The organism is Streptomyces sp. NPDC021224 (genome assembly GCF_044332905.1).
Classification (GTDB): Bacteria; Actinomycetota; Actinomycetes; order Streptomycetales; family Streptomycetaceae; genus Actinacidiphila.
The window spans coordinates 51062-74280 of the sequence record NZ_JBIRPW010000016.1 but is presented as its reverse complement, the minus strand read 5'-3'; the positions used below and the strand labels follow the sequence as shown (position 1 = coordinate 74280).

Annotated in this window: 17 protein-coding genes and 1 pseudogene; 5 read left to right on the top strand and 13 right to left on the bottom strand. The window is 73.6% G+C overall.

All coding sequences use genetic code 11. From position 1 onward, the window contains the following. Nucleotides 1–4: 4 nt before the first annotated feature. Complete coding sequence (locus tag ACH4PY_RS29800) at nt 5–1252, bottom strand: extracellular solute-binding protein (RefSeq protein WP_398189699.1); 1248 nt, start codon at nt 1250–1252, stop codon at nt 5–7. Between the two features lie 122 nt (nt 1253–1374). Next, nucleotides 1375–3378 carry a glycoside hydrolase family 127 protein gene (locus ACH4PY_RS29795; RefSeq protein WP_398189697.1) on the bottom strand — a complete coding sequence of 668 codons (2004 nt, stop codon included), beginning with the start codon at nt 3376–3378 and terminating at the stop codon, nt 1375–1377. A 347-nt stretch (nt 3379–3725) separates the two neighbouring features. Between ACH4PY_RS29795 and ACH4PY_RS29790 the strand changes: the two genes are divergently transcribed. Together ACH4PY_RS29790 and ACH4PY_RS29785 are read left to right on the top strand one after the other, a co-directional pair. Continuing rightward, entirely contained in the window at nt 3726–4748 is a 1023-nt protein-coding gene (locus ACH4PY_RS29790; protein WP_398189694.1) for a LacI family DNA-binding transcriptional regulator, read from the top strand. Nucleotides 4749–4834: 86 nt separating this feature from the next. After that, nucleotides 4835–5641: pseudogene (locus ACH4PY_RS29785) on the top strand (MDR family NADP-dependent oxidoreductase); the annotation flags it as partial. Between the two features lie 92 nt (nt 5642–5733). Here the strand turns inward: ACH4PY_RS29785 and ACH4PY_RS29780 are convergent. The 9 genes from ACH4PY_RS29780 to ACH4PY_RS29740 all read right to left on the bottom strand — a co-directional run bounded on the left by ACH4PY_RS29780 (nt 5734) and on the right by ACH4PY_RS29740 (nt 15906). Further along, nucleotides 5734–7608, bottom strand: a complete 1875-nt coding sequence (locus ACH4PY_RS29780; protein WP_398189690.1) for an acyl-CoA dehydrogenase family protein — start codon at nt 7606–7608, stop codon at nt 5734–5736. A gap of 3 nt (nt 7609–7611) precedes the next feature. Further along, nucleotides 7612–9348: a fatty acyl-AMP ligase gene (locus ACH4PY_RS29775; protein ID WP_398189687.1), complete on the bottom strand. Its 1737-nt coding sequence runs from the start codon at nt 9346–9348 to the stop codon at nt 7612–7614. Nucleotides 9349–10195: 847 nt separating this feature from the next. Then, complete coding sequence (locus ACH4PY_RS29770; protein ID WP_398189684.1) at nt 10196–10444, bottom strand: hypothetical protein; 249 nt, start codon at nt 10442–10444, stop codon at nt 10196–10198. A 272-nt stretch (nt 10445–10716) separates the two neighbouring features. Then, a complete protein-coding gene (locus ACH4PY_RS29765) occupies nt 10717–11097 on the bottom strand; it encodes a methyltransferase domain-containing protein (RefSeq protein ID WP_398189681.1) in 381 nt (126 codons plus the stop codon). A 94-nt stretch (nt 11098–11191) separates the two neighbouring features. Further along, nucleotides 11192–11686 carry a MarR family winged helix-turn-helix transcriptional regulator gene (locus tag ACH4PY_RS29760; protein ID WP_398189678.1) on the bottom strand — a complete coding sequence of 165 codons (495 nt, stop codon included), beginning with the start codon at nt 11684–11686 and terminating at the stop codon, nt 11192–11194. 231 nt (nt 11687–11917) lie between these two features. Then, nucleotides 11918–12466, bottom strand: coding sequence for an AAA family ATPase (locus tag ACH4PY_RS29755; RefSeq protein WP_398189676.1), 549 nt, complete (start codon nt 12464–12466; stop codon nt 11918–11920). Continuing rightward, the gene (locus tag ACH4PY_RS29750) at nt 12460–14049 is read right to left on the bottom strand and encodes a metallophosphoesterase family protein (RefSeq protein ID WP_398189673.1); all 1590 of its coding nucleotides are present in this window, start codon (nt 14047–14049) and stop codon (nt 12460–12462) included. Before ACH4PY_RS29750 ends, ACH4PY_RS29755 begins: the two co-directional genes overlap by 7 nt. 74 nt (nt 14050–14123) lie before the next feature. Further along, nucleotides 14124–14786 carry a nitroreductase family protein gene (locus ACH4PY_RS29745; RefSeq protein WP_398189671.1) on the bottom strand — a complete coding sequence of 221 codons (663 nt, stop codon included), beginning with the start codon at nt 14784–14786 and terminating at the stop codon, nt 14124–14126. A 499-nt stretch (nt 14787–15285) separates the two neighbouring features. Beyond that, nucleotides 15286–15906, bottom strand: a complete 621-nt coding sequence (locus ACH4PY_RS29740) for an L-threonylcarbamoyladenylate synthase (RefSeq protein WP_398189667.1) — start codon at nt 15904–15906, stop codon at nt 15286–15288. Between the two features lie 179 nt (nt 15907–16085). Between ACH4PY_RS29740 and ACH4PY_RS29735 the strand changes: the two genes are divergently transcribed. After that, nucleotides 16086–17048: a slipin family protein gene (locus tag ACH4PY_RS29735; protein WP_398189664.1), complete on the top strand. Its 963-nt coding sequence runs from the start codon at nt 16086–16088 to the stop codon at nt 17046–17048. Nucleotides 17049–17298: 250 nt separating this feature from the next. Then, entirely contained in the window at nt 17299–19239 is a 1941-nt protein-coding gene (locus ACH4PY_RS29730; RefSeq protein WP_398189662.1) for a discoidin domain-containing protein, read from the top strand. Nucleotides 19240–19294: 55 nt separating this feature from the next. On the opposite strand, the gene ACH4PY_RS29725 is transcribed toward ACH4PY_RS29730, so the two are convergent. Continuing rightward, nucleotides 19295–20206 (bottom strand): EamA family transporter, encoded by a 912-nt coding sequence (locus ACH4PY_RS29725; RefSeq protein WP_398189659.1) that lies wholly within the window; start codon nt 20204–20206, stop codon nt 19295–19297. Nucleotides 20207–20485: 279 nt separating this feature from the next. On the opposite strand from ACH4PY_RS29725, the gene ACH4PY_RS29720 reads away from it, so the two are divergent. Continuing rightward, nucleotides 20486–22348 (top strand): arabinofuranosidase catalytic domain-containing protein, encoded by a 1863-nt coding sequence (locus ACH4PY_RS29720; protein WP_398189656.1) that lies wholly within the window; start codon nt 20486–20488, stop codon nt 22346–22348. 48 nt (nt 22349–22396) lie between these two features. Here the strand turns inward: ACH4PY_RS29720 and ACH4PY_RS29715 are convergent, their stop codons facing one another. Then, nucleotides 22397–23167, bottom strand: coding sequence for an IclR family transcriptional regulator (locus ACH4PY_RS29715; protein WP_398189653.1), 771 nt, complete (start codon nt 23165–23167; stop codon nt 22397–22399). Between the last annotated feature and the right edge of the window lie 52 nt (nt 23168–23219).

Here is a 23219-nt window from a genome sequence, read left to right as displayed (position 1 = left end):
TGTCTCAGCTCTGGTGGTTCTTGACGGCCTGCTGGGCCGCGGAGAGGGCGTCCTGCGGGGACTTGGAGCCGGACAGCGCGCTCTGCACCGCCGCCCACAGCTGCTCGGAGATGACGGGGTACTTCGTGCCGAGCCCGTCGCTCGTCCGCCCGCGGGCGGCCGCCAGCGCCGACACCCACGGCTTGAGCCCGGGATCGGCGGCCACCTGCTGGTCCTGGACCGCGGCGACCGGAGCGACGTAGGACAGCGTCGTGTCGGTGCTGAGGTAGTTGGCGTTGCTGGTCAGGCACTCGACGATCTTCTTGTCCACCGCGTAGCGGCTGTCGTCCTTCTGGACGGGCACGGTGACGAACTCGCCGCCCGTCGGCACCGGCGCCGAACCGCCGTTGACACCGGGGATACTGATGATCCCGTAACCGAACCCGGCCTTCTTGGCGTTGGCGAGCTGCCAGGTGCCGTTCTCGCCGAAGGCGTACTGGCCGGTGGCGAACTCCTGCCACGCGGTGGTCTGGGTGTTGGTGAGGACGTCCTTGGGGGCCAGGCCCTTGTCGACCCAGTCCTTCCACAGCGTCAGCGCCTTCACGGCCTCGGGGCTGTCGAGGGTCTTCAGGTCCGCGCCCGATCCCCAGTACCAGGGCAGGAACTGGAAGCTGCCCTCCTCCGTGCCGATGGCCCCAAAGCTGATGCCCTTGGAGCCCGCGGCCTTGACCTTCTCCAGGGCGGCGGTGAGCGAGGCCCAGTCCGTGATCGAGGCGGGGTCGACGCCCGCCTTCTTCAGGATGTCGGCGTTGTAGTACAGCGCGAGCGTGTTGGCCCCGATGGGGACGCCGTACGCGGAGCCGTCGATGACGCCCGCGCCCAGGATGTTCTTCTGCAGGGCGGCGGTGTCCAGGCCGACGTCGGTGGTCTTGTTGAGGATCCCGGCCTCGGTGAGGGTGGAGACGATGGGGTTGTCGACCATCATCACGTCCGGCAGATCGCCCTTCTGGCCCGCCAGCAGCGCCTTGTTGTTCAGGTCCGTGGTGTCGAGCGCGGTCCGCTTCACGCTCACTCCGGCCTGCTTGCCGCAGGAGGCGACGAGCTTGGCCCAGGCGTCGGAGGGACCGAACTGCGGGTAGGGGTCCCAGAAGGTGTAGGTGCCCGAGGCCGCGGAGGAGGAGCCGCCGGAGCCGGAGCCCCCGCAGGCGCTGACGCCGATCAGCGCGAACGATGCCGCGGCCGCGGCGACGAGGGCGGTGCGCGAGTGTCTCATGGTCGTGTCGTCCTTGACTTTCCTGAGGGCCGGCGGCGGCTGCGGGCCACCGCCGGGAGGTGGGGATGCGCTCGGGGTGAGAGGAAGGGGGAGGGAGGAAGAGGGATGCGAGGGGGCGCCGGTCAGCCGGCCGTGGGGGGCGCCGTGGGGATCCAGACGCGCATGCTGCCGTCGCGGCGGTTGGCCCACGCGTGGTACGGGACGGCGGTGAGCGCAACCATCTCGCCGGGGTCCGTAGCGGTGGCGGTGTCCGCCTCCCGGTAGGGCCACCACGCGGGTCCGGCGGCGGTGGGGGCCGCGGGGCGGCGCCCGGTCGCCCGGACGGTGACGACACCACCGAGCAGGTCGGGGCGTTCGACCGCGGTCAGCGGGCGGGAGAGGTCGAGCACCAGGTCGTCCAGGCCGCCGCCGTCCTGGTCGGCCTGTTCGAGGCAGTAGACCAGCGGGCCGCGCTCGATGGCAACGCAACCACGCACCGCGTCCGCCCGCGGGTCGGCAGCCGTCCGCCGTACGTCCAGCCGGAGTTCCAGCACGACCTCGTCACCCGGCGTCCACTTTCTTTCCAGGTGCAGCCAGCCGTCCTCGGCCGCGGGTTCCGCCAGCGGCTGTCCGGCCACGGTCACCGCGAAGCGGCGGCACCACTGGGGGATGCGCAGCGAGAGCGTCCAGGGCCGGGCGGCGGCCGTGTTTGCGTCACCACCGGCCTCCTCCACGGTGACCGCGATGGTGCCGTCGTCGGGATAGCGGGTGTTAACGCTCACACTCAGGGCGGCTCCTGCGGCGTCCACGGCGTAGCGGCCCGTGGCGTACTGGTGGAGCTGGAGGCCGGTGGAACTGCCGGTGGCGACGTAGTGCTCCAGGCTGGCCAGCAGCCGCATGACGTTGGGCGGGCAGCAGGCGCAGCGGAACCAGCGGGTGCGGCGGGCGGACTGGTCGCCGCCGGTGTCGGTGTGGCCGTCGCGCACCTGCAGCGGGTTGACGTACAGCCAGCGGTCGCCGTCCAGCGACACCCCGGCGAGGAAGCCGTTGAAGAGGGTGCGCTCGATGAGGTCGCCGTAGCGGGCGTCCCCTGTGAGCAGCGCCATCCGCCAGCTGTAGTGCACGGAGGCGACGGCCGCGCAGGTCTCGCAGTAGGCGCGCTCGGTGGGCAGTTCGTACGGGTCGCCGAACTCCTCGTGGTGGTGGTGGGCGCCCAGGCCGCCGGTGATGTGCGTCTTGGTCGCGACCATCGCCGACCAGAGCCGCTCGCACGCCGCGCGCAGTTCCGCGTCCCCGGTCTCCACGGCAAGGTCGGCGGCGGCGGCGAGCAGGTAGAGCTGGCGTACGGCGTGGCCCTCGACGTTCTCCTGCGCGCGCAGCGGCACCCGGTCCTGGCAGTACGCCTCGCCGCCGAGCACTCCGTGGCCGTGGCGGTCGACGAAGTAGCCCGCGAGGTCGAGGTAGCGGCGCTCGCCGGTCTCGCGGTAGAGCTCGACGAGCGCGGTCTCCACCTCGGGGTGGCCGTCGAAGCCGTCCACCGGCTTGCCCGGGCCGAAGGTGGCGTCGATCTGGTCGGCGAAGCGGACGGCCACGTCGAGCAGTTCGGTGCCGCCGGTGCCGCGGTGGTGGGCGACGGCGGCCTGGATGAGGTGGCCGGCGCAGTAGAGCTCGTGACCCCAGCGCAGGTCGGCGTAGCGGGCACCGCCCTTGCCCGCCTGGACCCAGGTGTTCAGGTAACCATCGGGCTGCTGGGCCGCCGCGACCAGGGCGACGATACGGTCGACCTCCTTCTGCAGGGCCGCGGCGTCCGCTGCCACCGCCGTGTCCGGGGCACCCGGCGGATCCTGCTGGCCGAGCTGCCAGGCGGCGGCCTCCAGCCACTTGTAGACGTCGGAGTCCATGAAGGGGTAGTCGCCCTCGAAGGCGCCCTCGGCGGCCCCGGCGACCAGCCGCAGGTCGTGCAGGTTGCCCGCCGACTCCAGCAGCCCCGGCCCCTGTGGGACGCTGACCGTGGCGTTCACCGTGCGCCGGGTGTGCCAGAAGCCGCCCAGGATCGCGGCGCCGGTGGCGGGCGACAGGGCAGGGCGCGCCTCGGCGCCGGGACGTACGGGTCCGCGCGGGACGGGTATCCGGCGGGTGCGGGACATGGATCTCCCCGGGTCGTAGGTGCGGCCGCGGAAACGACGCGTCGGGCGGGGCGTACGGCCGGGTCACCGGCCCCCCGCGACGGCGTTTCCCACTGTGCGCAAAGGTTTTCTTGGCCCGTAACCTAGGGCGACGTGCTGGACGCGTCAAGCCTGTGAACAATAGGAAAAAGAACCTGCCTCCCGGCGGTCCGGTGGCTCATGACGAGGCGTGAGGTGCCCGCGCAGTGCCCGCAGCAGCCGTGCCGTGCCAGGGCGCCACCCACGGGCGTACCCGCTCCCCCGACTTGGGACATGCGCCCGGGGCTGGCAGGATGAGCGCTGCCGTGGAAACGAGCAAAGGATTGCCTGTGACTGAGACCGACCGTCGTCCCGCCGCCGCCGGACGCGTGACGCTCACCGACGTCGCCGCGCTGGCCGGGGTCAGCGTCGGCACCGCCTCGAAGGCGCTGAGCGGCAACGGCCGGATGCGGCCGGAGACCCGGGAGCGGGTGCTGGACGCCGCCCGGCGGCTGGACTTCCAGCCCAACGAGGCGGCGCGGATCCTGCTGGCGGGGCGGACGTGGACGGTTGGGCTGGTCACGACCGACGGCATCGGCCGCTTCAGCACCCCCGTGCTGCTCGGCGCCGAGGACGCGCTCGGCGCCGGCAAGATCTCGGTGCTGCTGTGCGACACCCGGGGCGACGCCATCCGCGAACGGCACTACGTCCAGACGCTGCTGGCCCGCCGGGTCGACGGCATCATCGTCACCGGCCGCCGCACCGACCCCCGTGACCCCCTCCAGGGCCTGCACGGCGTCCCCACCGTCTACGCGCTGGCCCCCTCCACCGACCCGGCCGACATGTCCGTCACCTCCGACGACGAGGGCGGCGCCCGTCTCGCCGTCGACCACCTGATCGCCTCGGGCCGCCGCCGCATCGCCCACGTCACCGGCCCCGCCCACCACGCCGCGGCCAGCCGCCGCGCCCACCTGACCGGGACCCAGCTCGCCGAGGCCGGCCTCGAACTGTCCGGCGGCCGCGTCCACTTCGGCGACTGGAGCGAGGCGTGGGGCCGCCGCGCCGCCCACGCCGTCCTGCGCACCGCCCCCGACACGGACGCGTTCTTCTGCGGCAACGACCAGATCGCCCGCGGTGTCACCGACACCCTCCGCGAGTCCGGCCACCCCGTCCCCGAGGACATCGCCGTGATCGGCTACGACAACTGGGACACGATGGCTCTGGCCGCCCGCCCGCCGCTGACCACGATCGACATGAACCTCACGGAGATCGGCCGCATCGCGGCCCTGCGCCTGCTCGACGCCATCGACGGCCGGCCGTCGCAGGGGTCGCAGACGGTGCCGTGCAAGCTCATCATCCGCGAGTCGACCTGACGGCCACGGCGGCGGGACGGCCGGAGCCGCGGCCCCGCCGAGGCGGACTTGACCCTGACCCGCGGGGCAGGGCTTAGCGTCCGGGCATGAACGCGACGCATCGATTTGTCCGGCTGGACCGCCGTCCCGAAGGGCTGCCCGCCGAAGGGGACTTCGCACTGGTGGAGGAGCCCGTACCGCGCGCCGGGGCGGGGCAGGTGCTGGTCCGCAACACACACTTCCTGGTCTTTCCAGGGCTGCGCACGCTCATCGGGGGCGAGACGCGCGACGTGCCGCTGCCGCCGCTGCACCCGGGCGACGCGCTGTTCGGGCCGGCCGTCGGGGAGGTGGTCGGGGGGCCGCTGGAGAAGGGGCGGCTGGTGATGCACCTTCAGGGGTGGCGGGAGTACGCGGTGCCGACGGCCGCGGAGTGCCGGGTGCTGGACGGGGAGCTGCCGTCTCCGGTGGCGTATCTCGCGCAAGGTTCGGCGGCGTACGGGGCACTGACCCGGCTGGCCCCGGTGCGCGAGGGCGACACGGTGCTGGTGACCGGGGCCGCGGGGGCGGTGGGGACCCTCGCGGGGCAGATCGCCCGGCTGCTGGGGGCCGGGCGGGTGGTGGGGAGCACCGGCTCGCCGGACAAGGCGGAGCGGCTGCGGCGGGAGCTGGGCTACGACGCGGTCGTGCTGCGCGGGGCGGGGCCGTTCGGCGAGCTGCTCGGCGCCGCTGCGCCGGACGGGATCGACGTCGTCGTGGACACCGTGGGCGGCGGGCAGCTGACGGCCGCCGTCCTCGCGGCGAACCGCGGCGCCCGGATCGCCCTGGTGGGCGCGCTGGCCGGGCAGTTGTCGCCGGACCGCGCGGGGGGCAGCGCCCCGGCCGAGCTGGACCACGTCGCCGGGATCGCCGAAGGCGGCGGCCAGCTCGGCGACCCGGGCGGCTGTGCCCGCCTCCTGGGGCTGGCGCGGCGCCGGGTCCGGCGCCGTCCGCTCCGCCTGATCCGCCGTCATGACGCCCTCCCCGAGGCCGGTCCGGATACGGGGACGGCAAGGGCCGGCCGGACCGTCCCGTCCTCCGCCGCCGCGGCGGCCGGGCGCAGCGACAGGGGCAGCAGCGAGACCAGCCGCCCGCCGGTGTGCAGGGCGGTGGCCGCGTCGAGGACGCCGTCCAGCGCCTCCGGGTCGGCCGCGTCCGGGACGTCCAGCGCGGCCAGCAGCCGGGCGAGCGCGGCCCGCAGCCACAGGGCGTCGCGCCACAGCGGCGCGGTCGCACCGGCCTCGGCCTCGGCGTGGCTGTACGTCCACAGGCCGACGCAGGCCGCACCGGCGAAGCACAGCGCGAACCGCCGGGCGGCGTCGAAGGCGGCGGGCGGCACCTCGGTCTGCGCGTCCTTCAGCGCCGCCACCTGCGCGTGCACCGCGTCCACGGCCACCACCAGCCGCTCGGCGGCGTGCAGGGCGGGCGCGAGCGCCGGGTCGTCGGCGGCCAGGTCGCGCAGCCGGGCCACGCAGCCGGGCAGCGCGGCCAGCACACCGCTGCCCTGCCGGGCGATGAGCGAGAGCCGGCCGAGGTCGGCGGGCGGCAGCGGCGCGGTGAGCCGGAAGGCCGCGACGGCTCCGGGCACGTCGCCGGCGGCGCGCTCGTGGGCGCGGGCCAGCAGCCGGAACTGGCTGATCAGCGAGTTGAGGTTGACCAGGGTGTTGCCGTCGAAGAGGCCGACGATGCGGTGGTCCCGGTCGATCTTCTGGAAGCGGCCGCCCGCGTGGACGTCCTTGAGGAAGGCGCGGGCACCGAGCAGTCCGGTCAGCGCGGTGACGACGGCCTCGGTGCGGGTCGGCACGAGGTACTTGGTGACCGCGGCGACGACGGACAGCTCCGCCGGGAGGGTCTGCACCGCGCGGGCGGCCACCAGTGCCAGCGCCTCGTCCGCGAGCACGTCGGCGGTGGTCTCGGCCAGCGTCCGGCGAGCCTGCGGCAGTCCGGCGAGCGGCCTGCCGTACAGGCTGCGCCCGGCGGCGAAGTCCAGGCCGAGGGCGAGCGCGTGGTCGGCTGCGCCCAGCGAGAGCGCCGCGCACATGGTGCGGGTCAGCTGGAGCGCCTTGAGCACGGTCTCCAGGCCGCCGCCCACCTCGCCGACCACGGCCCCGGCGGGGACCGGGGCGCGGTCGAAGGCGATCCCGGAGATGTCCGCGCCGCGGATCCCGTGCGTGCGCACCTTGTCCAGGTGCCGGTACGTGCCGGCGGGCAGGGAGCGTTTGTCGACCAGCAGCACCGAGTAGCCGCGCGGGCCGCCCGCCGGGTCGGTGCGGGAGAGCACCGACAGCAGGCTGCCCCGGGTGGCGTTGTTGATCAGCCACTTCTCGCCGCTGAGCAGGAAACCCGCGGAGGCGTCGGGGCCGGTGTCCGGGCCGGTGTCCGGGCCGGTGTCCGCGGGGGGCTCCGCGACGACGTCACCGGCCAGCAGGTCGCTGCCGTGGGCGCGTTCGGTCAGGGCGAGGGAGACCCGGATCCGGGACGCGACGGCCCCGGCCAGCTCCCGGCACTGCTCCGCCGAGCCACCCACCCAGACACAGACCGCGCCCAGGTACGTCTTGCCGTGGGCGACGGCGACGGTCAGGTCACGGCGCGCGACCGTGCGCATCAGCTGCATCAGCTGCTCGTAGTCCGCGAGCCGCCCGCCGTGGGCGGCGGGCACGTAGAAGTCGTGCAGGCCCAGCTCGTCCAGCCGGTCGCAGGCACCTTCGGGGAAGGCCTCGCGCTCGTCCAGCGCCAGGCTGCGGGCGTGGCCGAACGCCGAGGCCGGCTCGTCCGGGTCGCCGAGATCCCACTCCAGCTGCTCGGCCAGCCGGTGCGGGGCGTACGGGGCAGGGGTACGGTCCACGGCTCAGCCCACCGGGGCGGGCTGCGGGGCGGACACGAGACGGGAGACCTGGCGGTCCAGGTCCTGGTGGACGGGCTCCAGCCGGCCCTCCAGCAGCAGCGCCCGCATCAGCGTGCGCTGGATCTTGCCGCTGGTGGTCTTGTGCACCGCCGCCGGGCGGACCAGGACGACGCTGCAGCTGGCCTGGAACTCGCTGCGGACGTGGGCGCGGATCTCGGCGCACAGCGCCGCCGGGTCCTGCGCCGCGGCCCGGCGGAACTCCTGCACCAGGACGAGGTGCTCCTCGCCGTCGTCCACCGAGAAGGCCGCGCCGGCGCCGCCGCGGAAGGCCGGGTGCAGGGCCTGCACCGCGCGCTCCACGTCGTGCGGGTAGATGTTGCGGCCGTTGATCAGGATCATCTCCTTGAGACGGCCCGTCACGTACAGCTGCCCGGCCTCCAGCACGCCGAAGTCGCCGGTGCGCAGCCAGCCGGTGTCGGTGCCCGCCGCGGAGACGATCCCGGCGTCGAAGACGCGGGTGTTGACGTCGGGCCGCTTCCAGTAGCCCGAGGAGACGCTGGCGCCCTTGACCCAGATCTCGCCGACCTGCCCGTCGGGCTGTTCGGTGTGCGCGTCCGGGTCGACGATGCGCACGCTGAAGTCGGCGGGGTCCACCACTCCGCTGCTCACCAGCGTCCGGGTGCCCGCCTCCGGTCCGGCCTCGGCGAGCCGGCCCTGTTCCAGCGCGGCCGCGTCCACGGTGCGGTGGACGGGGCTGCGGTCGGCCGGAGTGCCGGAGACCAGCAGCGTCGTCTCGGCCATGCCGTAGCAGGGGAAGAAGCTCTCGGGGCGAAAACCCGCGGGGGCGAAGCGCTCGGTGAAGGCGCGGACCGTCTCGGCGCGGATCGGCTCGGCGCCGTTGCAGGCATGCCGCCAGGTGCTGAGGTCCAGGGTGGCGAGCTGTTCGTCGGTGATCCGGCGCAGGCACAGGTCGTAGCCGAAGTTGGGGCTGCCGCTGACGGCGACGCCGTACTCCCCGATCATCTGCAGCCAGCGCACCGGCCGCATGAGGAAGGTGACCGGGGCCATCAGCACCGTCGAGCCACCCGCGTAGAGCGAGTGCAGGATGTGCCCGATCAGCCCCATGTCGTGGTAGGCGGGCAGCCAGCAGCCCATCCTGACGCCCTCGCCGGTGCCGAGCACGCGCGCGATGGCCAGCTCGTTGGCCAGCAGGTTGGCGTGCGAGACCATGACGCCCTTGGGCTCGCTGGTGGAGCCGGAGGTGTACTGGAGGAAGGCCAGCGACTCGCCCGCCAGCCGCGGCCGCGTCCACTCCCCCGCCGCGCCCCGGGTGGGGTCGTCGGTCGCCAGGACCTCGATCCCGGTGGCGCCCGAGGCGCGCAGCCATGCGCTGATACCCGGTTCGTCCGCGGAGCCGGTGAGCACCGCGCGTACCTCGGCGTCCCGCAGGATGCCGGTGAGGCGCGCGGACTGGTTGTTCTCGCCGGGCAGCGGCGCGGGCACCGCGACGGACCCCGCGTAGAGGCAGCCGACGAAGGCCTTCACGAATTCCAGGCCCGAGGGGTAGAGCAGCAGCACCTGCCCGCCGGCCGCGCCCTTGCGCTGCAGCCAGGAGGCGATCCGCCGGGCTTCGGTGTCCAGTTGAGCGTACGTCAGGCGCTGTGCGGCCGCGTCGGGCGAGTTGCCGGGCAGGAAGACGTACGCCTCCTGGTCCGGCCGCTCGGCGGCGTGGCGCAGCACAAGCTCAGTGAAATTTTCCTGCCCTCGCAAGACCGTCCCCCGATCTCCACTCGCCCACGACGCGCCCGCCCGGGCCGGATGGCCGGCCCGCGGTGCGGCGCGCGGGAGCCCCCGTCCCCTGCCGGGACGGCTCGTTCCCGATGCCGGACCAACTGTTTTCGGACGCAGCCGACCACGGCGGCGTCATTCGCATTGATGGTGAATTCATTCCACCCGACCCGTGAATCCCCGGGAAGCACCACGATCGGGTTCCAATTCCTGCCCCATTGCCCCCGGTACGGGCCGCGACTTTCTTGACAGCCCTTTGCCGATTGACGTTTTCGACAGTATCAGACGCCCATGACACACGCGGCTGCCATTGCGGGCCGCCTGTTCGAACCGGGCTTATGGGTGTTCTTTTCACGGCCTTGCGCCCCGTCTGAGCGACTCGCCGGGTCCGGACCGCTTTCTTCCGTTATCGCCGCGCCGACGCGGCCTCACCTCGTTTGCCGGGAAGGCGATTTGCGGCGGATCGGGCGGATTTCACGGGCGACCGTGCAGAATTCACGCCTCCGGCGGCGGGCGGCGGCGCCAAGCCGACACCAAGTGCATTGTCAGAAAAAGCGGAGCAATGGCCGCCGAGATGGTCCTCCGTCCGCCGGATCGACCCACCCGCCGGACCCGGCAGCGGAATATGGCCGATCGGGACGGAGGGATTCACCTCGGCTCGCGCGCCGCTTTCACCGCGCCGCCGGGGGAAGCCCGCTCAGCCACGTCTCCAGTTCGCTGGTGACGGCCTCCGGGGGTTTCCGGTGAATCCAGTGGCCGCTTTCCCGGACGTCCAGCGGCGCGCTGTCGGCGGTCATGTTCAGCCGCAGCGCCACCTCCGCGACGTCGGTGCGGACCCGAACCGGACACCGGCGGGCATGGCCGCGCAACTCGCGAAGCCCTGGGAGAAGGTGGTGGCGAGCCGTGCCGGGGGGATCCGGCGGGGCAGCAGCCAGCCGTCCACGGTGCGTCCCAGCTCGGCGATCCCGCCCCGGGACAGCACCGGGTCGTCGGACGCGAGCCACTCCACCACCGCGGTGCCGGCCTCCGGGGCGACCTTGCCGCTCACGCGTGCTCGCCCTCCAGGCCGGCGCCGGAGGCTCGGCCAGCGGCGGCGCCGCCGCGTCCTTGGCGGCCGCCGGGTCCTCGGGCGCACCCAGGCCCACTGCGGAGGCGACGACACCGGCCAGCGAGAAGATGCCGACGGCGGCGAAGGCGTGGTGGTAGCTCTGCACCCCGGAGCCGATGCCTGTGATTGACGCTCCGTCATCGTCCTCACTGTTTTGTTGCGGCAGACATCGTCTGCACGTCAATGAGTGGGTCATAAACGTAACAGTGCAATCATCTTGCTTCCAACCGTTCGGCAGCAGATGGGAGGTCGGTGCGCCGCCGCCGGAACGACGGCTCCTCCAGCAGCAGCACACCTCTCGGCCCGAGCCGGCTCGCGAGCCGGGCGACAGCCTTCTCCGGGTCCGGCAGGTGGATCACGACGTAGCGGATGTGGACGAAGTCGGACGTCCGCGCGGGGGCGTCCGCGCTGTCGCGCCATCTGAAGGTGTGCGGGACTCCGGCGTCACGCACACCCGGATCGAGGGGACCCATCGCCTGATGCCCCTGCGCCGCGAGGACCTGGAGGCCCGCTTCCCGGGCCGGGTGGTGGTCGGCGCGGGGTGGTCGGGGCCGCCGTTCGTGACGCGCACCAACGGCATCCCCTTCGAGCACCCCTACCGGCCGGTCCGGACGGGATGCTGCGGGCGCTGCGAGCACCGGCGCCGGTGTGACGCGGCCGGGCCGCCGGACGCATGGGTCCGGCAGCTCACGCCACGTCGAGGATCTTGACCATCAGCCGGGCCAGCGTCCGGCGCTCGGCGGGGGTCAGGGCCTGGAAGGCGCGGTCGAGGAAGCCGGGCACGCCGTCCTCGACGTCCGCCAGCGCGGCGAAGCCCTCGGGCGTGGGAACGATGACGTTGGCCCGGCGGTCCTTGGGGTGCCGCTCGCGGCGCACGAAACCGGAGTCCTCCAGCCCGTCGATGCAGCCGACCATCACACTGCGGTCGATGCGCAGTTGCTCGCTCAGCTCCTGCTGGGAGCACGGGCCGACGTCGTTCAGCATCTTCAGCACCAGGTGCTGGGCCGCCGAGATCTCGTAGCCGGTCAGCTCGGCGTCGATGGACTTGGCCACCAGCGTCGTGGCCCGGCACAGGCCGACGTCGGGGCGGTCGAGGGCGAGTTTGGCGAAATACTGCTCGCGCCGGTCGTCACCCACGACCCTGCTCGGCGAGGCGCGGCGGATTTTCGGCGGATTGCTCATCTGGATTCCCTCGGGCGGCTCTTCCTGCTGACAGGATATGGGGTGCCAAGAATGTTTTCTTCCATATTTCTTGCACCTTACCGCCTCCGCGGCCCGCCGTGCGTGCCCCGGCCGTGTGGGCCCCGCTGCTGGACCCGGCGGACCCGGCCCACCCACCTGCGCTCGGACGAGGCCTCCGTCAGCGAGGGCAACGTCGTGGCGGTCGGGACCGCCCCGGCCGGGTAGCGGTGGTCACCGCCCCGCCGCGGCGCCCACCACGGCCAGCACCTGCCCCGCGAGTTCGGCGGGCAGGCGCAGGCCGTCCAGGACAACGGCCCCTGCGGGCAGCCCTGGCGGGGCGGCGGCGTAGCGCGCGGTCTGCTCGCGGCACCAGCGGCGGCCGGCCTCGATACGCGCGGGGTCGCCGTCCGCACCGCGGTGCCGCTCGTCGATCCGCTCCAGCAGCACCTCGACGGGCACCTGGAGGCGGAAGTGCCGGTAGGGGACGCCGGCGTCCCGCAGGCCGCCGAAGATCTCGTCGGTGTACGCGGACGCCGTCAGGGTCATCGGGACGAGGAGGGTCCGCCCGTACTCCTCGTGCAGCCCCACCGCGAGGCCGGTCACCTGGCGCCGCCACAGCGGGATGTCCTGGAAGTTGCCCGTCGGGCAGTCGACGATTCCGGTCAGCAGGGCGCCGACCTGCTCCGGGTCGAACACCAGCGCGTCCGGCAGGTGCCCGCGCAGTGCGGCCACCAGCGTGGTCTTGCCGCTGCCGAAGGCTCCGTCCACCCAGATCAGCACGCGTGGTCCCGGTCGGGTCCGGCCGCGTCCTGGTGCGGGACGGGAAGGCCCGTCAGGGGGATGGTGAAGTCGTCCTCGACGGGCGGTTCGAGTTCGTGCGAGCGCAGGCCCGTCGCGGCGAAGCAGCGGACGCGGACCTCGGTGGGGGTCACGTCCAGCCGCAGGAAGTTCTTGAAGAACGGGGGGCTGTAGGTGGCCGACCCCGGTGACAGCACCCGGGTCAGCATCCGCCGCACCGGCAGCCGCACCCGGCGTCTGCGGCCGGGGCGGGAGGCCACACCGAGCACGGCGGCCACGAAGCGGGTGCGCCGGGTCACCGCGGCGTCCGCGGCCGCGCGGGTGGGGGTGATGCCCAGCCGGGCGGCGATCACGGCGGCGGCCTGGTCCGGCGTCAGGTCGAACAGCCGCCGCAGCCGCAGCCTGCTGCCGTAAAGGCGGCTGTAGAAGGCGAGCGAGTCGGCGCGCAGCGGGTAGCAGCGGAAACGGTCCTCCGTCACCCCGCCGACGGTGACCGGCGGGATGGTGTGGGTCGCGTGCATGAAGGCCCCGCCGCCGCCCGAGACGACGTACTCGATGCGCCGCCCGTCCACGTCGACCGGGTAGTGCTGGTAGTTGTGGATGTCGCCGCCGATGGCCGCGACGAAGCGGTTGCGCGGGTCGCGCACGATGGCGTCGACCGTGCCGCCGCCCTCGATGGGGCACGGGTGGTGCTCGCCGTCGACGTACAGGGGCGAACCGGTGACCAGGATCTTCGGCCGGGGTCCGCGTGCGACCCGGGCGAGCCACTCGCCCTGCTCCCGGTCGATGCCGCCGAGCAGCCCGGTGTCTATCCCGATGATCCGCAGCGGCCCGGAGTCCATCGCCCAGTACGGCCCGGGGCACCGGGCGGCCTGCGCGGGCCGGTCGCGCATCGCGCGCGCCGCCGCCAGCCGTTCCGCGTCGATCGCCGCAGGCGGGCGCCACAGCAACGACCGCCACCAGGCCGCCGACCCGAATCGCGGGCGGGGCGGGGACGGTGGCTCGGGGGCGTCGCAGAAGACCCGCATGTAGCCGCCCAGGCCGTCGTACCAGTCGTGGTTGCCGGGTATCGGGTAGATCGGCGCGTCGTAGTCGCGGTAGGGCCGGAAGAACTTGGTGCCGTACTCGTCGGCGCTGCCCACCGGGTAGAGGACGTCGCTGCACAGCACCGCGTAGCGGGTGCCCGCCCCGGCCTTCAGCAGGCCGGGGACGACGGCGTACTGCGGGGCGTCGCCCTCGCCGGTGTCGCCGAGCAGCAGGAAGGAGAAGGTGTCGGGGTCGTCCCGCTCGATCAGCAGATCCGGGCCGGTGGCGCCGCGTTCGACCTGCCCGCGCACCCACTGCTGCCGCCGCGCCCCGGTGGGGTCGCCCAGCAGCGAGGCGAGCGGGCCGTTGCGCGCCTTCCACAGCGTCGCCGGGTTCAGCCACGACAGGTTCGACACCCGCGGCGGCATCAGCTCGGTGTACGTGCCCGGTTCCTGGGCCTCCCAGCCGGCGCCCGCGAGCGACCCCCGGGAGGACTGCGGCGCGGCGGACGGCTCGTCCGGCGGGGTGGAAGGCGGCATGGCCCGACTCTAACTCCCGTACGGGGTACGGCAGGCGGACTCGGCGCAGCTGTCCGCCGGACCCGCGTACGGTGCTACGGGCGGCGCTGCTTCCACTGGTCCCAGTGCAGGACGTGCTCGCGCGGGATGCGCGGTGCCGGTTTGAAGTCGGTGCCGATGGTGTAGGCCAGCGGGATGAACGCGGCCAGCATGACCTCGTCGTAGGGGACGCCGAGCACTTCGGCCAGTTCCCGCTCCAGCGGCGCCTGGGCGGTGGTCCAGGTCGTACCGAGGCCGCGGGCGCGGGCGGCGAGCATGAAGTTCCACACGGCGGGCAGGATCGAGCCCCAGGTCCCGGCCTGCTCGGCGACGTTCGCGCGGTCGGTGCGCCCCTCCACGGCGGGGATGACGAACACCGGCACCCGGTGGATGTTCGCGGCCAGGTGGCGCAGGCCGTCGAAGACCCGCTCGGTGGAACCGGGGTGGTAACCCATCCGCCAGGTGTCGCGCGCGGTCAGCCGCTGCCCCTGGGCCACGGAGAGGGCGCGCAGGAAGAGGTCAGCCACGGCGTGCCGCTGGCTGTCCTCCGTGACCACGACGAAGTGCCAGCGCTGCCGGTTGCGGCCGGTCGGGGCCTGCACGGCCAGGTCCACGCACTCCTCGATCAGCTCGCGCGGGACGGGGCGGTCGAAGTCGAGGCGCCGGCGCACCGCGCGGGTGGTCGACAGGAGTTGGTCGGGCGTCAGATCCAAGGTCACGGAAATCATCTTAGGGCAGACGATCAGCGTGCAGACAAATCAGCAGGTGGGCACGGGAGCGCCACCCGGACACCCGGGCACGGCCGGGCTCCGCACAGGTGCGGGAGGGTGCCGGGAGGTGGCGGGAGGCGCGGCCGGGTCAGGCCGAGGCGGTGGCGAGCACCTGCGGCGCAGGCCGTGGGAGCTGTCCGGCGGCCGGCGGCAGCGGGGGCGATCGCCCGCGCGCTCGCCACCCGCCCCCGGGTGCCGGTGTGCGACGAGCCGGTCGCCGCGCTCGACGTGTCGCTGCAGGCCCAGGTGCTCGACCTGCCGGCGTCGCTGCGGGAGATCGCCGACGAGGTGATGGTGAGGCGCGACGGCCGGGGCCTGGAGAGCGGCCCGGTGGAGCGGGTCTTCGCCGATCCGGCGGACCCGTGGACCCGCGAACTCATCGCGGTGGCCCCGGGGCGGTGGCCCCGGGGTCACCGCCCCGGGGCCGGCCCGCGACTCGGACCGCGCGCTACTCGAACCGCGTGGTGTCGCCCGCGCCGCGGCGCAGGATCTCGGCCCCGCCGCCGGAGAAGTCGACGACGGTGGTGGGCTCGGTGCCGCAGTCGCCGGAGTCGACGACGGCGTCGACGACGTGGTCGAGCCGCTCCTTGATCTCCCAGCCCTGCGTCAGCGGCTCCTCCTCGTCGGGCAGCAGCAGGGTGCTGGAGACCAGCGGCGTGTCCAGCTCCGATAGCAGCGCCTGCGTCACGACGTGGTCGGGGATGCGGACGCCGACGGTCTTCTTCTTGGGGTGCTGCAACTGCCGCGGCACCTCCTTCGTCGCCGGGAGGATGAAGGTGTAGCTGCCCGGCGTGGACGCCTTCACCGCCCGGAAGACGTCGTTGTCGATCTGCACGAACTGGCCGAGCTGCGCGAAGTCCCGGCAGACCAGGGTGAAGTGGTGCCGGTCGTCGAGGTGCCGGATCGTGCGGATGCGGTCGACGCCCTCGCGGTTGCCCAGCCGGCACCCCAGCGCGTAGCAGGAGTCCGTGGGGTAGGCGACCAGCGCCCCGGCCCGGATGCTCTCGACCACGCCGCTGATGATGCGCGGCTGCGGATTCTGGGGATGTACATCGAAGTAGCGTGCCATCGGCCCAGCCTAGGGCGGCCCGCCCGGTGACCGTGTGCGCCGGGCCGCCGCGGTCGGGGGTGCCCGCCGGAACCGGCGGGCGCCGACCGAGCGTCAAACCCTCGCCAAGGAAGGGCCGTTGTGCGGGCGGCGGCCGGTCGGCAGGCCGTACCCTCACGCACCGGACTGGGGAGTGGGACATGGAGATCGTCGTTGTACTGCTGATCGTCCTGGCCGTGGTCGGCCTGATCGTGCTGCCGAGCAGCATGCGGGTCGTCAAGCAGTACGAGCGCGGGGTGATCTACCGCTTCGGCCGGGTCAGCCCGTTGCCGAAGCAGCCCGGCCCGCGGCTGGTGCTGCCCTTCGTCGACCGGATGACCAAGGTCAACATGCAGGTCGTCACCATGCCGGTGCCCTCGCAGGAGGGCATCACCCGCGACAACGTCTCGGTGCGGGTGGACGCGGTGCTGTACTTCCGCGTCGTCGACCCGATCCGGGCGACGGTCGACGTGCAGAACTACCAGTTCGCGATGCTCCAGGTGGCCCAGACCTCGCTGCGGTCGATCATCGGCAAGAGCGAGCTGGACGACCTGCTGTCCGGCCGGGAGCGGCTGCACGAGGGCCTGGAGCTGATGCTGGCCACCCCGGCGACCGGCTGGGGCGTGCACATCGACCGGGTGGAGATCAAGGACGTGGCGCTGCCGGAGTCGATGAAGCGGTCGATGGCCCGGCAGGCGGAGGCCGACCGGGAGCGGCGGGCCAGGATCATCACCGCGGACGGTGAGCTGCAGGCGTCGCAGAAGCTGTCGGAGGCGGCCCGCACGATGGACGCCAACCCCGCCGCGCTGCAACTGCGCATGCTGCAGACCGTCGTCGAGGTCGCGGCGGAGAAGAACTCGACGCTCGTGCTGCCCTTCCCCGTCGAGCTGTTGCGCTTCTTCGACCGCGCGTCGTCCGGCGCGGCCCCGCGGCCCGCCCCGTCCGCCTCCCCCACCGAGCCGGTCGAGCCCATGCAGCCGGTGGAGCAGGCCGAGCGGGTCGAGCCGGTGGAGCCCGCCGAGGAGGCGGGTGAGCTGACGGCGGCCGGGGAGCGGGCGGAGCTGCCCGGGGCCGCGTCGCCGAAGTCCGCCGAACGGTCCGCCCAACCGCCCGGCGAGGTGTAGCGGCCGCCGCACAGGGAGCCGCGCGGGGCCGTCCGGAGCGGGCCGCGCGCCGCTCCCCGTTGCCCGTTCCTGTTACATCAGCTTGTTTCATCACGTCATGCAACAACCCCTTGCAGCACGCCTCTTGACACCCGAGAGGCGTGCCGTCTTTGCTGATGCACGCCGCACCGCCCGCACATTGTGTTTCATTCTGTTTCACCCGGACGAGGTCAGAGACCGGCGGCCGGGTCCCGTCAGCAAGGAGACGTCCATGAAACGCGCCTTCGGCGCCTCGGCCCTCATGGCCGCCGCGCTGTGTCTGGCCTGCCTGCCGTCCACCGCCACCGCGGCTGCGCACCCGGCCCACGGGCCGGACGAGCCGCAGGCCCAGGTGTGGCTCACGACCGCCGACGACTCCGCGCAGCTCCAGCGGCAGGCGCCCGTCGCCTTCCACCAGGGGGCGTCGGACCTGACCACGATCACCGTCGACCCCACGCGGCGCTTCCAGCAGATGGACGGCTTCGGCGGGGCCCTCACCGACTCCTCCGCCGCGGTGCTCGGCGCGCTCCCCCGCCCGGCGCGGGACGCCGCGATGAAGCGGCTGTTCGACCCGGCGTCCGGCATCGGTGTGAGCTTCCTGCGCCAGCCGGTCGGCTCCTCCGACTTCACCGCCGAGGCCGAGCACTACACGTACGACGACATGCCGGCCGGGCAGACCGACTTCGCGCTGCGCCACTTCAGCATCGCGCACGACCAGAAGCAGATCCTGCCCCTGCTGCGGCAGGCCGAGCAGCTGAACCCGCAGCTCACCGTGCTGGCCACGCCGTGGAGTCCGCCCGCGTGGATGAAGGACTCGGACTCCCTGGTCGGCGGCCACCTCAAGGACGACCCGGCCGTCTACCAGGCGTACGCCCGCTACCTGGTGAAGTTCGTGCAGGCCTACCGGGCGGCCGGGGTCCCCGTCGACTACCTGACGGTGCAGAACGAGCCGCAGAACCGCACGCCCAGCGCGTACCCCGGCACCGACCTGCCGGTCGAGCAGGAGGCGAAGGTCATCGAGGCGCTCGGCCCGATGCTGCGGGCCGCCGGGCTGCGCACGAAGATCCTGGCCTACGACCACAACTGGACGACGCACCCCGGCGACATCGCCACCGCGGAGAAGCTCGGCGAGGACCCGCAGACGGACTACCCGTACGAGATCCTCGACGGCCCCGCCGCCACGTGGGTGGCCGGCACCGCCTATCACTGCTACTCCGGTGACCCGAGCGCGCAGAGCGCCCTGCACGACGCCCACCCGGACAAGGGCATCTGGTTCACCGAGTGCTCCGGCTCGCACGGGGCGACCGACACCCCGGCGGAGATCTTCCGCGGCACCCTGACCTGGCACGCCCGCACCATCACTGTCGGCACCACCCGCAACTGGGCGAAGTCGGTGGCCGACTGGAACCTCGCCCTGGACGCCGACGGCGGCCCGCACAACGGCGGCTGCGACACCTGCACCGCGCTGCTCACCGTGCAGCCGGACGGCACGGTGAGCGCCAACGCCGAGTACAGCACCATCGGGCACCTGTCGAAGTTCGTGAAGCCCGGCGCGTTCCGCATCGCCAGCACCAGTTACGGCACGACGGGCTGGAACGGCCAGCTCACCGATGTGGCGTTCACCAACCCCGACGGCTCGACCGCGCTCGTCGTCCACAACGAGAACGACGCGCCGCGCTCGTTCACCGTGGCCGTCGGCGACCGGTCCTTCGACTACACGCTGCCCGGCGGGGCGCTCGCGACCTTCACCTGGCCCGCGTCCGGCCGCCTGCACACCACGCTGCACCAGCTCGACCTGTCCGGCGCCACCGCCGCCGCCCCCGCGGGTGACGGCGCGGCCGCGGCCGTACTGGACGACGACGGCAGCACCCGCTGGTCCAGCGGCGCCGCGCAGGCCCCCGGCCAGTACGTGCAGCTCGACCTCGGCCGCCGCACCGCCTTCGGCACCGTCGCGCTCGACACGGGCGACAACCCGGGCGACTTCGCCCGCGGCTGGCAGCTCTCGGTCAGCGACGACGGCGCCCACTGGCGTACCGCCGCACAGGGCTCCGGCACGGGCCAGCTGACCACCGTCCGGCTGCCCCGCACCACCACCGCCCGCTACCTGCGCGTCACCCAGACCGGTGCGGCCGCCAACTGGTGGAGCCTGGCGGACGTCCGCCTCTACCGCTGACCGAACCGCCCGCCGCCCCATGCCCGCTGCGGTGCGGGCCCGGGGCGGCGGGGGCTCACGCCTCCGGCCGGGCGCCGCGCGTGGCGCCCGCCGACGCGGCCATCACGCACAGCACCGCGACCCACTGCGACCAGTGCAGGGACTCGCCGAGCACGACGAGGCCGACGAGCGCCGCGGTCGCCGGTTCCAGGCTCATCAGGATGCCGAAGACATGCGGCGGGATCCGGCGCAGCGCCTCCAGTTCCAGCGAGTACGGGACCACCGACGACAGCAGCGCCACGCCGAGCCCGGCGAGCATCACCCACGGCGAGACCAGGGCCGTCCCGCTGTCCGCCACACCGAAGGGCACGGCGACCAGCGCGGCCACCGCCATGGCCAGGGCCAGCCCGTTGCCCTCCGTGGTGTGCCGGCCGAGCGCCGCGCCGAGCAGGATGTAGAGGCCCCAGCAGGCCCCGGCCGCCAGGGCGAACAGCAGGCCGACGAGGTCGATGTCGCCGCGGCCCTCCATCAGCAGCAGCACACCGCCGCCCGCGAGCAGCGCCCAGAAGGCGTCCAGCCACCGCCGCGATCCGCCCAGGGCCACGGCGAGCGGGCCGAGGAACTCGGTGGTCACCGCGATGCCCAGCGGGAGCCGGGCGAGCGCCAGGTAGAAGCAGAGGTTCATCACGCCCAGCACGACGCCGTAGCCGAGCACCACCGTCCACGCGCGGCGGCCCATACGCAGCGGCGGCCGCCAGACCGCCATCAGCACCGCGGCGGCGAAGAGCAGCCGCAGCGCGACCGTGCCGAAGCTGCCGACCTCGTCGAAGAGGTGCTTGGCCAGGGCGGATCCGACCTGGACGCTCACGATGCCGACCAGCACCAGGGCGGGCGGGGGCACGGCGCCGAAGGCGCGTCCGGCGAGCGCGGTCGGCGAGGAGCGCGGGAGCGGGGCGCCGCCGGCCCCGTCGACGTTCATGACAGCCATCCGGGGATTCTGCGCGATCCGGCGCCCGCGGGCACCCCCTTTCCGCGTCCCGGACCGCCGCCGCGCGGACGTGGGCGCATCCGCCTCTTCCGCACCGGGGGTGACCGTTCGTCACATCGCTGGGTGGGGCATGCTTCTCCGTCGTAGGACCGCACGGCTGCGTGCGGCGGCCACGGCACCACAGCGCCCGGCCGCCGCGCGGCAGGCACCCGCACGATCCGCGCAACCCGCACGACCCCGCATCACCTCGACGGACACTCGACGGAGAAAGGGTCGACGATGACCGCACACCCTCCGCGCAGCCACGGCCGGCTGCGCCTCGCCCTGCGCCGCTGCCGCAGCGCCCTCCTCGCGCTCGGCGGCACGCTCGTCCTCGCCGCGGGCCTCCTCCTCGGCGCCACGGGACCCGCACACGCGGCCGGATCCCTCCCCTGCGACATCTACGGCGACACCGGCACCCCGTGCGTCGGCGCCTTCAGCACGGTGCGCGCCCTCTACTCCGGCTACGGCGGCAGCCTCTACCAGGTCACCCGGGTCACCGACGGCGCCACCCGCGACATCGGCCCGGTCGCCACGGGCGGCTGGGCGGACGCGGGCGCGCAGAACGCCTTCTGCACCGGCACCGCCTGCCGCATCAGCCGGATCTACGACCAGTCGCCGCAGCACAACGACCTGACGATCGCGGGCGCGGGCACCGCGGGCGCCGCCAACGCGGGGGCGCTCGCCAGCGCGCTGCACGTCACGCTCGCCGGGCACTCGGTCTACGGGGTGTACGTGCAGCCGGGCGTCGGCTACCGGCACGCGGTCGGCTCGGGTGTCGCGACGAAGGACCAGCCCGAGGGCATGTACATGGTCACCAGCGGCACCCACACCATCCACGACTGCTGCTTCGACTTCGGCAACGTCGAGGCCAAGGAGGAGGACACCGGCGCCGGGCACATGGACGCCCTCAACATCTCCCCCGCCCGCGCCTGCGACCCCTGCACCGGCAACGGCCCGTGGGTGCAGGCCGACCTGGAGAACGGCATCTTCCAGGCCGACACCAACGCGCACAGCCGCAACGGCGGCAACGCCACGCCGTTCGTCACCGCGGTGCTGAAGAACAACGGCAAGGACACCTTCGCCCTCAAGGGCGGCGACTCCCGCTCCGGCGGCCTGACCACGTGGTGGAACGGCGCCCTGCCGCCCGGCTACGCGCCCATGAAGAAGGAGGGCTCGATCGTCCTGGGCACCGGCGGGGACAACAGCAACCGGGCCGGGGGCTCCTTCTTCGAGGGCGCCATGACCGCGGGCTACCCCTCCGACGCGGCCGAGAACGCCGTGCAGGCGAACGTCGTCGCGGCCGGCTACGCGGGTGACACCGCGGGCACCGCCCCGGCCACGGTCGGCGCGCCCGGCGGCAAGTGCGTGGACGTCACCGGCAACGACGTCGGCGGCGACGGGGCCGCCGTCCAGATGTGGGACTGCCAGAGCGGGGCCGTCGACCAGCGCTGGACGCACGAGTCGGACGGCTCGCTGCGCACCCTCGGCCGGTGCCTGGACGTCAACGGCAACGGCACCGCCCAGGACACCCAGGTCGAACTGTGGGACTGCAACGGCGTCGGCGGCCAGAAGTGGACACAGCAGGTGGACGGCTCGCTGTACAACCCGCAGTCCGGCCGCTGCCTCGACACGCCGAGCGGCTCCACCGCCAACGGCAGCCGGCTGCGCATCCACGACTGCAACGGCACCGCGGCGCAGAAGTTCGCGGTCAACGGCGGCGGCGCGGTCGCGGGCCCCGCGGGCAAGTGCCTGGACGTCTACGGCGACGACAACGGCGGGGACGGCGCCGCGGCGCAGCTCTACGACTGCCAGTCGTACGCCGTCGACCAGCACTGGTACCACCGCGCCGACGGCTCGCTGACGACGCTCGGCCGCTGCCTGGACGTCACGGGCGACTCGACGGCTGCGGACACCCCGGTCGAGCTGTGGGACTGCGACGGCAACGGCGGCCAGGTCTGGCGGCTGCAGACCGACGGCTCGCTGCTCAACCCGCAGTCCGGGCTGTGCCTGGACGCCAAGGACGGCTCCACCGCCAACGGCACACCGCTGCGGATCCACCAGTGCAACGGGACCGAGGCACAGCGGTTCGGCCTGAACTGACCCGCCGGGGGTGGTGCGGGGGCCTCCTCCCCCGCACCACCACCCGGGTCACAGCGTGGCGGTGTGCGGGGGGACGCGGCGGCGGGCGAGCTGGTTGCCGAGGCCGGTGGCGGCGGCCCGCACGGCGTCGGCGTGGCTCTCCGGGCGGAATCTGCCGACCGGCCCCGACACGCTGATCGCGAGCGAGGTACGGCCCTCCGCGTCCGGCACCGGGGCGGCCACGCACAGCAGCCCGGCCGCCGACTCCTCGTGCTCGTAGCCGACGCCCGCCTCCAGGACGCCCTTGAGCTGGCGCTCCAGCGCGCCCGGGGCCACGACGGTGTGCGGGGTGCGCCGCTCCAGGGGCCCGGCCAGCACCTCCCGGCGCAGGTCGGGCCCGGCGTGGGCGAGCAGCACCTTGCCGATCGCGGTGCAGTGCAGCGGCATGCGCCCACCGGTGCGGGAGGGGCTGGCGGCCTGCCGGTGGCCGCCGATCTTGGCGATGTAGACGACCTCGGCGCCATCGCGCACGCCCAGGTGGACGGTCTCGTGGGTGCGCTCGTAGAGGTCCTGGAGGAAGGGCATGGCCACCTCCAGCAGGGTCCGCTCGGCGGAGGCGCGCAGGCCCAGCTCGAACAGCCCGCCGGAGAGCCGGTAGCCGTAGCGGTCGCGGTCCAGCAGCCGGTGCTCGACCAGCTCGGCGGCGAGGCGGTGCACGGTGGCCTTGGGAAGCCCGGTGCGGCGCACCAGCTCGGCCAGGCCGAGGACCCGGTCGTCGCCCGTGAACGACCGCAGGATGGCCACGGCCTTGCCGAGCACCGTGTTCAGCTCCGGTTCCACACGAACAGCGTACCGCTGAGCGGAACGCCGTCGTGGCCGCGGACCTGCGGCG

Bases quoted from the DNA above. Each gene is read 5' to 3' on its own strand.
- ACH4PY_RS29800 (WP_398189699.1), bottom strand. From the start codon at position 1,252: ATGAGACACTCGCGCACCGCCCTCGTCGCCGCGGCCGCGGCATCGTTC.
- ACH4PY_RS29795 (WP_398189697.1), bottom strand. From the start codon at position 3,378: ATGTCCCGCACCCGCCGGATACCCGTCCCGCGCGGACCCGTACGTCCC.
- ACH4PY_RS29760 (WP_398189678.1), bottom strand. From the start codon at position 11,686: ATGAGCAATCCGCCGAAAATCCGCCGCGCCTCGCCGAGCAGGGTCGTG.
- ACH4PY_RS29750 (WP_398189673.1), bottom strand. From the start codon at position 14,049: ATGCCGCCTTCCACCCCGCCGGACGAGCCGTCCGCCGCGCCGCAGTCC.
- ACH4PY_RS29740 (WP_398189667.1), bottom strand. From the start codon at position 15,906: ATGGCACGCTACTTCGATGTACATCCCCAGAATCCGCAGCCGCGCATC.
- ACH4PY_RS29735 (WP_398189664.1), top strand. From the start codon at position 16,086: ATGGAGATCGTCGTTGTACTGCTGATCGTCCTGGCCGTGGTCGGCCTG.
- ACH4PY_RS29730 (WP_398189662.1), top strand. From the start codon at position 17,299: ATGAAACGCGCCTTCGGCGCCTCGGCCCTCATGGCCGCCGCGCTGTGT.
- ACH4PY_RS29725 (WP_398189659.1), bottom strand. From the start codon at position 20,206: ATGGCTGTCATGAACGTCGACGGGGCCGGCGGCGCCCCGCTCCCGCGC.
- ACH4PY_RS29720 (WP_398189656.1), top strand. From the start codon at position 20,486: ATGACCGCACACCCTCCGCGCAGCCACGGCCGGCTGCGCCTCGCCCTG.